Source organism: Emticicia sp., from assembly GCF_043780375.1.
In the GTDB taxonomy this organism is placed as follows: Bacteria; Bacteroidota; Bacteroidia; order Cytophagales; family Spirosomataceae; genus Emticicia.
Genome location: NZ_JAYWCU010000131.1, coordinates 17,800 through 31,038 on the forward strand (window position 1 = coordinate 17,800; position 13,239 = coordinate 31,038).

14 protein-coding genes are annotated in these 13,239 nt (G+C 34.9%); 12 read left to right on the forward strand and 2 right to left on the reverse strand.

The genetic code is table 11. From position 1 onward, the window contains the following. The first annotated feature begins 8 nt into the window (after positions 1–8). Positions 9–1,196: a phosphoglycerate kinase gene (locus tag ACH2CJ_RS10470; RefSeq protein ID WP_394992710.1), complete on the forward strand. Its 1,188-nt coding sequence runs from the start codon at positions 9–11 to the stop codon at positions 1,194–1,196. Positions 1,197–1,732: 536 nt separating this feature from the next. Further along, positions 1,733–2,944 (forward strand): saccharopine dehydrogenase C-terminal domain-containing protein, encoded by a 1,212-nt coding sequence (locus ACH2CJ_RS10475; protein WP_394992711.1) that lies wholly within the window; start codon positions 1,733–1,735, stop codon positions 2,942–2,944. A gap of 79 nt (positions 2,945–3,023) precedes the next feature. Here the strand turns inward: ACH2CJ_RS10475 and ACH2CJ_RS10480 are convergent, their stop codons facing one another. Continuing rightward, positions 3,024–3,860 (reverse strand): transglutaminase-like domain-containing protein, encoded by an 837-nt coding sequence (locus ACH2CJ_RS10480; RefSeq protein ID WP_394992713.1) that lies wholly within the window; start codon positions 3,858–3,860, stop codon positions 3,024–3,026. A 208-nt stretch (positions 3,861–4,068) separates the two neighbouring features. On the opposite strand from ACH2CJ_RS10480, the gene galE reads away from it, so the two are divergent. The 10 genes from galE (at position 4,069) to pseI (ending at position 11,978) form a co-directional block, all read left to right on the forward strand. Beyond that, a complete protein-coding gene (gene galE / locus ACH2CJ_RS10485) occupies positions 4,069–5,088 on the forward strand; it encodes a UDP-glucose 4-epimerase GalE (RefSeq protein WP_394992715.1) in 1,020 nt (339 codons plus the stop codon). A 193-nt stretch (positions 5,089–5,281) separates the two neighbouring features. Then, complete coding sequence (locus tag ACH2CJ_RS10490; protein ID WP_394992717.1) at positions 5,282–5,788, forward strand: hypothetical protein; 507 nt, start codon at positions 5,282–5,284, stop codon at positions 5,786–5,788. Continuing rightward, positions 5,785–6,321 carry a GNAT family N-acetyltransferase gene (locus ACH2CJ_RS10495; RefSeq protein ID WP_394992719.1) on the forward strand — a complete coding sequence of 179 codons (537 nt, stop codon included), beginning with the start codon at positions 5,785–5,787 and terminating at the stop codon, positions 6,319–6,321. The genes ACH2CJ_RS10490 and ACH2CJ_RS10495 overlap by 4 nt, the downstream gene beginning before the upstream one ends. Positions 6,322–6,345: 24 nt before the next feature. Further along, entirely contained in the window at positions 6,346–7,410 is a 1,065-nt protein-coding gene (rfbB, locus tag ACH2CJ_RS10500) for a dTDP-glucose 4,6-dehydratase (RefSeq protein WP_394992721.1), read from the forward strand. Positions 7,411–7,423: 13 nt separating this feature from the next. Continuing rightward, the gene (locus ACH2CJ_RS10505; protein WP_394992722.1) at positions 7,424–7,945 is read left to right on the forward strand and encodes a DinB family protein; all 522 of its coding nucleotides are present in this window, start codon (positions 7,424–7,426) and stop codon (positions 7,943–7,945) included. A 39-nt stretch (positions 7,946–7,984) separates the two neighbouring features. Beyond that, positions 7,985–8,671, forward strand: a complete 687-nt coding sequence (gene pseF / locus ACH2CJ_RS10510; RefSeq protein WP_394992723.1) for a pseudaminic acid cytidylyltransferase — start codon at positions 7,985–7,987, stop codon at positions 8,669–8,671. Next, positions 8,668–9,240 carry a GNAT family N-acetyltransferase gene (locus ACH2CJ_RS10515; RefSeq protein ID WP_394992724.1) on the forward strand — a complete coding sequence of 191 codons (573 nt, stop codon included), beginning with the start codon at positions 8,668–8,670 and terminating at the stop codon, positions 9,238–9,240. The genes pseF and ACH2CJ_RS10515 overlap by 4 nt, the downstream gene beginning before the upstream one ends. Before the next feature lie 6 nt (positions 9,241–9,246). After that, the gene (gene pseH / locus ACH2CJ_RS10520; protein ID WP_394992725.1) at positions 9,247–9,789 is read left to right on the forward strand and encodes a UDP-4-amino-4,6-dideoxy-N-acetyl-beta-L-altrosamine N-acetyltransferase; all 543 of its coding nucleotides are present in this window, start codon (positions 9,247–9,249) and stop codon (positions 9,787–9,789) included. A 17-nt stretch (positions 9,790–9,806) separates the two neighbouring features. After that, complete coding sequence (locus ACH2CJ_RS10525) at positions 9,807–10,922, forward strand: tail fiber domain-containing protein (RefSeq protein ID WP_394992727.1); 1,116 nt, start codon at positions 9,807–9,809, stop codon at positions 10,920–10,922. Between the two features lie 6 nt (positions 10,923–10,928). Beyond that, a complete protein-coding gene (gene pseI / locus ACH2CJ_RS10530) occupies positions 10,929–11,978 on the forward strand; it encodes a pseudaminic acid synthase (RefSeq protein WP_394992729.1) in 1,050 nt (349 codons plus the stop codon). A 53-nt stretch (positions 11,979–12,031) separates the two neighbouring features. Here the strand turns inward: pseI and ACH2CJ_RS10535 are convergent. After that, on the reverse strand, positions 12,032–13,239 hold a 1,208-nt coding region (locus ACH2CJ_RS10535; protein WP_394992731.1), incomplete at its 5' end, for a DUF6044 family protein.

Below are 13,239 nucleotides of genomic sequence, written 5' to 3' on the forward strand. Positions count from 1 at the left end.
ATTATTGAATGAAAACATTAGATACTTACGATTTTTCGGGCAAAAAAGCCCTCATTCGAGTAGATTTTAACGTACCATTGAACGATAAGTACGAAATCACGGATGATACACGCATCACGGCAACAATTCCGACCATTAAAAAGATATTGAAAGATGGTGGTTCGTGCATTTTGATGTCACATTTGGGAAGACCAAAAGACGGCCCAACCGAAAAATACTCGTTAAAACACTTAGTAAATCCACTTTCTGTAATCTTGGGTTTACCCGTCAAATTTGCCGATGATTGCATTGGTGATTCTGCCGTAGAGCAAGCCGCAAGCTTGAAATCGGGAGAGGTTTTGTTGCTCGAAAACCTTCGTTTTTATAAAGAAGAAGAAAAAGGTGATGCAGCATTTGCCGAAAAATTATCGAAATTAGGTACTGTTTGGGTAAATGATGCTTTCGGAACAGCTCATAGAGCTCATGCATCTACGGCTGTTATTGGTCAATTTTTTGAGGACAGAGTTTGTGGTTATGTGATGCAGGCGGAAGTTGAAAATGCACAAAAAATTCTGAATCATGCCGAGCGTCCATTTACAGCAATTATGGGTGGAGCAAAAATTTCGGATAAAATATTGTTAATAGAGAAGTTGCTTGATAAAGTTGATAACCTTATCATAGGTGGCGGAATGACTTATACATTTACTAAAGCACAAGGTGGAGCAATAGGAAAATCACTTTTGGAAGCTGATAAAATACCGCTTGCATTAGAATTAATAGCAAAAGCTAAAGAAAAAGGCGTAAACTTGATAATGCCAGTTGATAATCTTTGTGCTGACGCTTTCTCGAATGATGCAAATAGAAAAATAGTGCCCACTGGCGAAATTCCAGAAGACTTTCAAGGACTTGACATTGGTCCAGAAACCATTAAACTTTTCACCGAAATTCTGGAAAAATCAAAAACTATCCTTTGGAATGGCCCGATGGGGGTTTTTGAATTTCCAAACTTTGCCAACGGTACAAATGCAATCGCAGAAGCAGTAGTAAAGGCTACTGAAGAAAACGAAGCATTCTCGTTAATTGGTGGTGGAGATTCGGCATCGGCGATAAACAATGCTGGTTTTGGCGACCGTGTTTCTTATGTTTCTACAGGCGGCGGTGCATTACTAGAATATATGGAAGGGAAAATTTTGCCAGGCGTTGCAGCTTTGGTATAGAAATAATAAACTCAACAAAAAATCCTCGTTGAAAAACGAGGATTTTTTTATATAATTATCTTACAAAGGTTAACACTTTTACCAGATTTTAATGTTGGTAAAATACAGCCCGATAGCTACTGCTAAGGCTAATACGCTGATTAACAATAATTCAGCATACTTCATTTGGGATTGTGCTTTGACAAATTTGTTCATGGCAAAATAATTTAGTTTATATGGCGTATTATTTAAGCAATAACTAAGTGTAAAACCTGTAGATGACACTTATGCTACCAAACTTTAAACCTAATCTTAACTTCTTCTATAAACGAATTTAATTAACAAAAGGTTATAGAATGACGTAATATTTATTTAATGGTACATTAAATAAAAAAAAACCTCCGCATTTTATTCATTCAATTCTATTTCAAATCGTATATTTGCAAGGTTTTTTCTTCTATTTATTTATTGTTTATTTCGGTTAAATATATTAGAAAAGGAAAAAGAGAATCAAATCCCATAAAAAATCAAGTAAATCAGTTTAATCCGAGTCAAGAATGTCAAAAGTTATTATTATAGGTGCCGGTGGAGTCGGCAGTGTTGTTGCCCACAAATGTGCGATGAACTCTCCCATTTTTACAGAAATAATGTTGGCGAGTCGTACAAAATCGAAGTGCGATAAAATTGCGGCCGACATTGAAGAAATGCACGGTGTAAAGATTCAAACGGCAAAAGTTGATGCTGATAAAGTGCCCGAATTGGTCGAACTTATCAAAAGTTTCAAACCTAAAATGGTTATTAATGTAGCTCTTCCCTACCAAGACTTAACTATTATGGATGCTTGTTTGGAAACTGGCGTGCATTACCTCGACACTGCAAATTACGAACCAAAAGATGTGGCTAAGTTTGAATATAGTTGGCAATGGGCTTATCAAGATCGTTTCAAAGAAGCTGGATTGATGGCTTTGTTGGGCTGTGGGTTTGACCCCGGTGTAACACAAGTATATTGTAGTTACGCCAATAAGCACCATTTCGACGAAATGCACTACCTTGATATTATAGATTGTAATGCGGGCGACCATGGAAAGGCTTTTGCAACAAATTTTAATCCCGAAATTAATATTAGAGAGATTACTCAAAATGGGCGTTATTGGGAAAATGGCGAATGGATAGAAATTAAGCCAATGGCTATTCACAAAGCCATTGATTATCCAGGAATTGGATTAAAAGAATCTTACGTATTGTATCATGAAGAGTTAGAATCATTGGTTAAAAACTTCCCAACTCTTAAGCGTGCAAGATTCTGGATGACTTTCGGACAAGCCTATTTAACACACCTCGAAGTGCTTCAAAATGTAGGAATGACAAGAATCGACCCTATCAAATTCAACGGAATGGATATTATTCCTTTAGAGTTTTTGAAGGCTGTTTTACCAGCTCCTGACTCTTTAGGCGAAAATTATACTGGACAAACTTCTATCGGTTGCCAAATAAAGGGCATTGAAGCAGGAGAAGACAAAACTTATTATGTGTGGAATAATTGCGACCACGCCGAGTGTTATAAAGAAGTTAAAGCTCAGGCAGTATCATACACAACGGGAGTTCCTGCGATGATTGGTGCAATGTTGATGCTCACAAATCCTGACTGGCAAAAAGCTGGTGTGTGGAACTGTGAAGAACTAAACCCAGACCCATTCATGCAATTGCTCAATACGCAAGGTTTACCTTGGCATGAGCAAATAAATGGCATATTGCCTCACGAATATTGAGAGTTCAAAGTCGATGAACAATAGAATAAAAATTCTTTATTTGAAAAGTCCTATCAAGTTTTGATAGGACTTTTCTTTTTCAATCTACAATTAGTTTTAAAATATTATCAACCTCTTTTGCTCGCTCAATATCAGCTACTTTTTCAAAGGCAACCACCAAATTTCTTAAAACCCTACAAACAATATCAAGATTGGTACAAGGCTGATAAAATGTATCTTGAGGCTGAAGGTGCATCTGTTTTATATAATTTCCGATATCAATTTTAGAAAAAATCAAGCCTCTATTAAAAATATTGATGTAAAACTGCAATTGGGGGGTTTTGTAAGTAAGCACAAATAAACTTGGAAGATTGACACCGCTAACGGGCATACCAAGACGCTTGGCAACTAATAAATAAACCACACATAGAGAAATCGGATTTCCTTTTTTTAAATCGAAAACCTGATTGAGCATTGAATTGGCTGCCGAATGAAAATTTTTTGTATTTGGTAAAAACTTATATTTATCAAAAAAAATCTGATTCAATACTCGTATTTGGTCATGGGGATGCATATCTTCACGAAACTCCAACCACGCATCGAAGTACATATCATTGATGTAATCCTTGAGTTTTTCAATATTTAAGTCAGGATATTGAAAAGTAGCAATTATCCACATCCCTTCGAGCAAGTCTTGATGTCCATTTTGTTTCCAAGCCAAAAGCCGTTCAATCACTAAATTATATTGTAAATCGTGAATCAGGTCTTCGATTTTTTTCTGCAAATCTGGATTCAAACTATTTTCTTGCCAATGGTCTTCCAACAACGGAATAACCGTCCCGCCAAGGGTTCGCAAATGTTTTTCTACATGCTGAACCACTTCACTATCATCATCATCAAGAAGCGTTACTAAGGCTTTTATTTCTGATTCGTTCATGTTTTCTAAATCTATCTTTTATCAATAAATAGTTTTTTAGTCGAAAAACTAACTTAATACCTTTAAACTTTAAGCATAACTTGTTGATAATCAAAGGTTTGTGTTTTTCACAAAAAAAATTAGATACTTAACTCCTAATTCTTAATTCAAGGCTTATGCAATTCCGCCCCTAAATTCATACTTTTGTAAAAAAAACCAACATTTTTTTATGAAAATTTTAGTTACAGGTGGTGCAGGGTTCATCGGCTCACACACAGTAGTCGAATTAGTAAACGCTGGACACGAACCAATTATCATTGATAATTTCAATAATTCAGAAAAATCAGTATTAAAAGGACTCCGAAAAATACTAAAAAAGCCGATAAAATGCTACGACAAAGATTGCAATGATGCCAAAGTTTTAGAACAAATTTGCAAAAAAGAAAACATCGAAGGTATTATTCACTTTGCAGCCTATAAAGCCGTTGGAGAATCGGTCGAAAAACCTTTGAAATATTACGAAAATAACATCAATTCAACACTAACTGTTTTGAAAGTGATGTTGAAGTTAGATATCAAAAACTTAGTATTTTCGTCTTCATGCACAGTTTATGGTCAGCCCGACGAAATTCCTGTAACTGAGGATACACCTCGCAAACCTGCCAGCTCACCTTATGGAAATACCAAAACAATATGTGAAGATATTTTACGCGATACCATAACAGCAGGAAATCCAATTAAAATTATCTCATTACGCTATTTCAATCCAATTGGAGCTCATCCATCAGCATATATTGGCGAATTGCCAAGTGGTGTACCAAGCAACTTAGTGCCGTTTATTACCCAAACTGCCGCAGGAATCAGACCAAAACTCATGGTTTTTGGAAGTGATTATAATACATCCGATGGCACAAATGTACGAGATTTTATTCATGTAGTTGATTTGGCAAAAGCCCACGTTTCGGCAATACAACTGCTTGATAGTCAGCCCAATAACTATTATGACGTATTCAATATTGGCACCGGAACTGGCAATACTGTACTTGAAATTATCAAGACATTTGAGAAAGTAAACAAACTCAAACTTAATTATGTGTTAGCTCCAAGACGTGCAGGAGATGTAGAAAAAATCTATGGTAGTGTTGAAAAAGCTGAAAGACTCATGGGTTGGAAAGTTGAAAAAACTTTGGCAGAAAGCCTTAAAGATGCTTGGCGTTGGGAAAAGAAAATCAACAAATTATCTTTTTAGGAATATATTAAAATGAAAAAAATTAAAATTTATCATTCACCTGATGAGCAAGAAAAAGACCAAGTTGCATATTTGGCGTCTTTGACACATATGCAAAGCATGACTCTTTTTTTTCAGTTAATGAGTAGAGCAAGTTTTTTCACGAAAAATGAAGGGTCAAAAACTAATTTAAAAAGAAAAATAACGATACACCATGATAATAGATTTTGGAGATGACAATTTTAAATCTTTTTTCAAAACCCTAAGTAATAATCATGTTCGTTATATGCTTATTGGTGGCTGGGCAGTAAATTATCATGGCTATGTGAGAGCAACGCAAGACATGGATATTTGGCTTGCTCCTGACAATGAAAACAAATTGAAATTTTGTCAATTTTTGATTGATATTGGCTACACAACTGAAGAAATACAAGATATTAAAGACCAAAATTTTGAAACTTATTTTGTTGGAACTGTTTGGCTTAGTGAAGGATTATCTGTTGATTGTTTGACAATTGTTCATAAAGACATTTCGTTTGAAGAGGCATACCTCGAAAAAGAAACTTTTGAAATATCAAATGGAAATATGGCAAACATAGTAAGTTATGAGTTTTTGAAAGACATGAAAACTCGGTCAAATCGCTACAAAGATTTAGAGGATATTGCAAAGTTAGAAGAAATAAAAAGTATTAGAAATAATTCAAAAAATGAATTATCGTGAACAAATTCCACCTAAAATCTGAAAGATTAGATTTAAAACCAATCAATATTTCTGATTTGGAGGATATTCACAAATTACATTCCTTGCCAGAAACAGATGAATTTAATGCTCTTGGAATTCCTGAAAACATTGAACAAACTCGAACAATCATTGAAAATTGGATTTCGGAAAATCAGAAAGACAAAAATCAATCTTTTACGTTTACCATTGAATTTCAAAAACAATTTGTTGGTCTAATTGCATTGAATTTAGGAAAAGAAAAATATAAAAACGCAAATGTTTGGTATAAACTCCACCTTGATTTTTGGAACAAAGGTTTTGCAACAGAAGCCTTGAAAACAATAATAAATTTTGGCTTTGATGACTTAAAGCTCCATCGAATCGAAGCAGGTTGTGCCGTTGAAAATATTGGTTCAATTCGTGTTTTAGAAAAAGTTGGTATGAATTTGGAAGGAAGAAAAAGGCAGAACTTACCTCTTAAAAATGGCTGGTCAGACAATTTTGAATATGCAATTGTATCATCGAATTTATAAAAACATTATATAGAAAATTAAGAAATGAATTCAAATAAAACCATACTTATCACAGGCGGTGCAGGCTTTATTGGCTCGCATGTTGTTCGACTTTTTGTAACGAAATACCCGCAATATCAGATAGTTAACCTTGATAAACTCACTTATGCAGGCAATCTCGAAAACCTTACAGATATTGAGTCATTGCCAAATTATATATTTGAGCATGGTGATATAACCGATGCTGATTACATTGATAATTTGTTTAAAAAACACAACTTTGATGGCGTTATACACTTAGCCGCAGAATCTCACGTTGACAGGTCTATTACCGACCCAATGGCTTTTGTAATGACCAATGTGATAGGCACGGCAAACTTACTTAATGCTGCCAAAACCGCTTGGAAAGACGACATGGCAAATCACCTTTTCTACCACGTTTCGACCGATGAAGTTTATGGAGAATTGCATAATCCTGAGGAATTTTTCTTAGAAACCACGAGCTACGATCCCCGCTCGCCTTATTCAGCATCGAAGGCTTCTTCTGACCATTTTGTGAGAGCTTATCATAATACTTATAAATTACCTATTGTTATTTCAAATTGCTCAAATAATTATGGACCCAATCATTTTCCCGAAAAATTGATTCCATTGATGATAAATAATATTATGCACAATTTCTCGCTACCAGTTTATGGTAAAGGAGAAAATGTGCGTGATTGGCTTTTTGTGAAAGACCACGCTCGTGCCATTGACGAAATTTATCATCGTGGAACAAACGGCGAAACTTATAATATTGGTGGCTTTAATGAGTGGAAAAATATTGACTTAGTACATCTTTTATGCAAAATCATGGATGAAAAATTAGGTCGTCCAGAAGGAACTTCTGTGAAATTGATTCATTATGTAACCGACCGTGCTGGTCATGATTTACGATACGCCATTGATGCCTCAAAGTTGATGAATGAATTGGGCTGGAAACCATCTCTTCAATTTGAAGAAGGACTTACCCAAACCGTTGAATGGTATTTGACAAACAAAGAATGGCTACAAAATGTAACAAGTGGCGATTATTTGAAATATTATGAGAAAATGTATAAAATAGGTTGATAACTTGCAAGAAATGAAGCCAAACGAAGTTTACCAAAATCTCGAAACCGTTGTTAATCAATACATTAGAAGCCTTGATGAATATTCTGACGCAGCGTTTTTCTTCAAAAAAGATAGCGAAACTTGGTCTTTAGGGCAGATGTACGAACATTTGACGGTCTCATCAAATTTTTTCTTTTTGGCAAATTGTGTTCGTTGTATAGAAAAACGCAAAGGACAAGAAGGTGGAGAAAAAAGCCATTTTGGTGAGCAACAATTCAAATATGGTGGTTTTCCGCCAGTAAAATTGAAAATTCCAGAGGTAATTCGTGGGCCCGAGCCAGTTGCAAAACCTAAAGAAGTCTATCATCAAATTTTAGAAAAAATATTGATTGATACTAAAAACCTTATTGAAGCGGTGAGCAACGATGATGGTTTATATAAAGCAATTCAACCTGCAATGGGCTGGCTTAATGCACAAGAATGGTTTTATTTGCACGAAATGCACTATCGCCATCATTTACGCCAAAAAACTGAGCTGGAAAATGCTAAATGATAAAATTGAATATTGAATTTGTTTACTGATAATTAATAAATGACCATCGCCATCATACCCGCACGAGGCGGAAGCAAGCGTATTCCACGAAAAAATATCAAGAATTTTTTGGGGAAACCAATTATTGCTTATTCAATTGAGGCTGCTATCGAAAGTAAACTTTTTGACGAAGTAATGGTCTCAACCGACGATGTCGAAATTGCCGAAATTGCACGCTCCTGTGGGGCGAAAGTTCCGTTTGCCCGAAGTGAGAAAAATGCCAACGATTTTGCCACTACTGTTGATGTTTTAGTTGAAGTTTTAGAAAGCTACAAAGCACGCAATCAGACCTTTGAAACTGCTTGTTGTATTTACCCAACGGCCCCTTTTGTTTCAGCCGAAATATTGCAAAAAAGTCACCAAATGCTCCTTAATGAAGGTTTTGACTCTGTTTACCCTATTCAGCGATTTTCTTTTCCACCACAGCGTGGCGTTGTTTTTGAAGGCAAAAAAATTAGTTGGCACAATCCCGAAAATGCACAAGTTCGCTCGCAAGACCTTACGCCAATTTACCACGATGCTGGGCAGTTTTATTTCTTCAAAACCGAAAAACTATTACAAAATCGAAGTATTTTGACCGAAAATACAAGCGGAATTGTTATATCAGAAATGGATGCCCACGATATTGATAGTGAAGAAGATTGGGCGGTGGCGGAGTTTAAGTATAGCATAAAATCAAAATTATGAATCAATATAAATGTTTAGAAAAACAACGCTTCGATTTGAATGAATTTTCTTTGATTCCGATTCGGAGTGAAGATATTTTAAAAATTAGAGTTTGGCGTAATGACCAAATGAAAATTTTGCGTCAAAACGAATATATTACTGAGGAAAAGCAAATTGCATACTACGAAAATCAAATTGTTCCAAATTTCAATTCCGAACATCCAAAACAACTTTTATTCAGCTACTTCAAAAATAACGAATTGATTGGGTATGGCGGTTTGGTTCATTTTAGTTGGCTTGATAAAAGGGCAGAAATATCTTTTTTACTTAATACAAAGTTTATCAATGATTCTAAAATACATGATTTATACTTTGAAAATTACTTACATTTGATACAAAAGGTCGCTTTTGAGGACTTAAAACTTAATCGCTTACATACAGAAGTATATGATACACGACAACATCATGTTGATATTCTTGAAAATTGTGGATTTATTTTAGAAGGACGATTAAGAAATCATATATTTATTGATGAACGTATGGTTGATTCTTTATTACATGGGAAATTAAAAAGTGAGTATAAATTTTGAATAAATATGGATATTGTATTAACACCTCTTTTAAAAGCAGACATCGAATTAGTTCGTATTTGGAGAAATTCGCCAGAAGTTGCTCAATATATGTACACCGAAAATGAAATAACAGCCGAACAACAAGAAACATGGTTTAATAGAATAAAAGATGATGAAAGTTGTAGATATTGGATAATTGAATACGATGATAAAAAAATTGGGTTAGCATCAATAACTGGCATAAGTAAAACTTTGGGTAGTTGTTATTGGGCTTTTTATCTCGGAACTGATGTTCCAAGAGGCGGGGGCATAGGTTCTAAAATAGAATTTAATATTCTTGAATATGCTTTTAACGAATTAAAATTGAATAAACTTCGCTGCGAAGTAATGATTTTTAATGACAAAGTTATTTCAATGCACGAAAAATTTGGATTTAGAAGAGAAGCATATTATCGCCAACATGTAAAGAAAAACGAAAAATGGGTAGATACTGTTGGGCTTGCCATTTTAAGTGAAGAATGGAATAAACAAAAAGAATTTATGCAAAAAATAATTTATCGCACATAAACTAAACTTTTAATAAAATGAAAAATTTGCTGTCACTTTCACTAATTCTCTCCTTTTCTGTTCAATTTTTTGGATATTCACAAGACCCGTCTCCTGATAGATGGTATGATAATGGAGACAATACAAATGTTAATATTCCCCCAAATGGAAGGATTAATTTGCTTAGAGATGCTGAAAATAGTTCTGCATTAGAAGAATTTAAACGATTTAAAGTTTCAGATGCCCCGTATGATTTTTTAAGTATAAGAAATGCTACCGTAACTAACAATAACTTTATTCCTTGGATTTTCGCCCATAATCAAACCGATGCTCGAGTATCTTTATTTATTTCTGGAGTTACAAATTATGATTATGATACTGGTAGTGAGCCTGTTATCGTATTTGATGCAAGAAAATATACTGACCCCAATACTTCATTAGCTGGTGGAGCAGCAATTAGTAATAGGTCATTATTTCAATGGAGAAATTATATCACAAATTACATGACTCTCTCCGCCAATGGCTCACTCGGTATTGGAGTTACCACTCCACAAGCACAACTGCATACAACAGGCACAGTACGTTTTGGTGGACTTTCTGATGTTGCAGGAAACTCTTTAATAATGTCCGACGGAGGAGGAAATATCTCTCGTTATAATCTACCAGCCAGTTCGCTTGTGGCATTTGCAACTACTTCTCCTACTATCAATTCTTTACCAAGATTCAATTCGTCTAATGTTTTGGTTAATAGTCAAATCTTTGATAATGGTGTAAATATCGGTATCGGGGGCAGTCCCGCCGTAAACGCCAAAGTAACGGTTTATGGCGTGGTAAATACACTATCAGATATACGTGAAAAGACCAATATTACACCCATCGAGAATGCTTTGGAGAAACTCAACCAAATCAACGGCTATAATTACAATTGGAAAAATTCGGACGAAAAACAAATCGGATTGATTGCACAAGAAGTAGAAAAAGTATTGCCCGAAGCAGTTTCGGAGAATACAGCTGGAATAAAGTTTCTGAACTATGATGGCATAATTCCTGTTTTGACAGAAGCAATAAAACAGCAACAAAAACTCATTGAAGCACAAAGCAAGCAAATTGAGGCATTGAGTAAAGATATTGAGCAATTGAAGAAAAAGAAATAAAATTGAATGTTTAAAATAGCAAATACAATCATAAGCCCCGACCATAAGCCATTTGTTATTGCAGAAATGTCGGGCAACCATAATCAATCACTCGACAGAGCATTTGCCATTGTAGATGCCGCCGCCGAGGCTGGTGTTCATGCCCTAAAATTACAGACTTATACCGCAGATACGATTACTTTTAATGGCTCATCAGAAGAGTTTATCATCAAAGACCAAAATTCTCTTTGGAAAAACCAAAATCTACATAATCTTTACCAATTGGCATATACGCCGTGGGAATGGCACAAACCCATTTTCGACCGTGCAAAAGCTCACGGAATGTTAGCTTTTAGTAGTCCGTTTGATACAACGGCGGTTGATTTTCTTGAAAGTTTGGAAGTACCATGTTATAAAATTGCTTCTTTTGAAAATACTGACCATATTTTGCTCAAAAAAGTTGCCCAAACAGGTAAACCCATAATTATGAGTACGGGTGTTGCAAGCATTGCCGACATACAAGAATCAGTTGAAGTTTTGCGAAAACATGGCTGTAAAGATTTGGTTTTATTGAAATGCACAAGCACTTACCCAGCCACGCCCGAAAGTACTAATTTGCTCACAATTTCGCACATGAGAGAACTTTACGATTGTCAAATCGGACTTTCTGACCATACAATGGGCATCGGAGCAGCAATAGCAGCCGTGGCTTTAGGTGCAAGAGTATTAGAAAAACACTTCACTCTTCGCCGTGCCGATGGCGGGGTAGATTCTTCTTTTTCGTTAGAACCCGAAGAACTCAAAAACCTTGTGGTTGAGTCGGAAAGGGCTTTTTTGGCGATGGGAAAAGTCAATTATATCCTTTCTGAAAAAGAGCAGAAAAGTTTGCAATACAAACGCTCGCTCTATGTAGTTGAACCGATGCAGGCAGGTGATGTTTTTAGCGAGAAAAATGTTCGGTCTATTCGTCCATCAAATGGCTTGCATACTCGTTATTATGAAGAAATTCTGGGCAAAAAAGCTACCAAAGATATTGATGCAGGAACGGCTTTGAGTTTTTCAATGATTTGTGATTGAGTAATTTTTTTATTCATACTTTCAGTTCCACTGCAACACTATTCACAAATCACTCATTGGATTTTATATATCCAAATTCGCCAATTAGCGTCTTCTACTTTTGAAAGCAATTTCATTTGTGGTGCAAGATGCTTTACTTCAACTGCGGATAGTAAATAATTACAGTTCATTTGTTTTAGTTTCACGAAGTCAAAAGCTAAACTATCGGTACAGCATTTTTGATTTTTCGTAATGCCATCTCCTGCCGTAATGGCTTCATTATCAAACAAATAACATCTACTTCCCCATTTTTCAAAGTAAGTTTTGATAAATTCATTTTGATTCAATTCGGACTGAATAACTGCTTGTATTTTGTGCTTATAAGCCAATGAATAAAGCACTACATAACCATCAATCGTTTGAATTTGATTGTATTGTGCCATCGCAGGATGTAGTCCAATCATACCAACCCTAACTTGAGTAGTTTTATCTTGCTGCAAAACATTTTTTACTTTTAAAAACAAATCTTCTGCATAAAATTCTCGGTAAGAAATATAGTCTTTTTTGAACAAAATTTTCTTTGTCAAATCATTGACAGCTTGGTTAGAAAACAAAACAATAGCAACTTGAATAGCCGCCAAAATAAGACCAATTTTTGAAGGTAATTCCTTGATTATCAGCACAAAAACGAGTGTCCAAAGCGTTGGATAAAGTGAATAAAAACGATCTAATTGGATAGCTTTTAAGATTGGCAATTTATCTTTGAATGACTGAAATCCTGTATAATTCCAGAAACCATCAATAATGGCAATTCCTGCCAAAAGCAAAAGGCAAAACAAAATGAGTTTTTTAGGTTTTGACTTTATTAAAGCATAAATAAGATAAAGAGAAACCGTTGGTAGAATCAAATAAGTATGAAAAACAGGAAAATGGTTTTGTCCGCCAATGAATGAATTCTTTGTGGCTTTAAAACATTCCTTAAAAGTATTTTCTTGCACAAATTCTACTCGGTGTGGAATAAAATCGAAAGGTGTTACACCCAGTTTTAAAATATCTAAAAACAATCTATATTCTACAAAAACATAAAGAATTGAAAGTATAACTATACACAAAAACCCTGCTTTATAAGCTATTTTTTTTTCTTTTTTCAGGAAATTATAAAGTAAATAACCCACCATTAAAGCCAGCATAAAAATTCCTGAAATAATGAGAGAAGAATAAAGTGGAAACAATAAAAATAATAGCCAATGCCACCAGTTCTTGAGATTATCTTTCTTTAAAA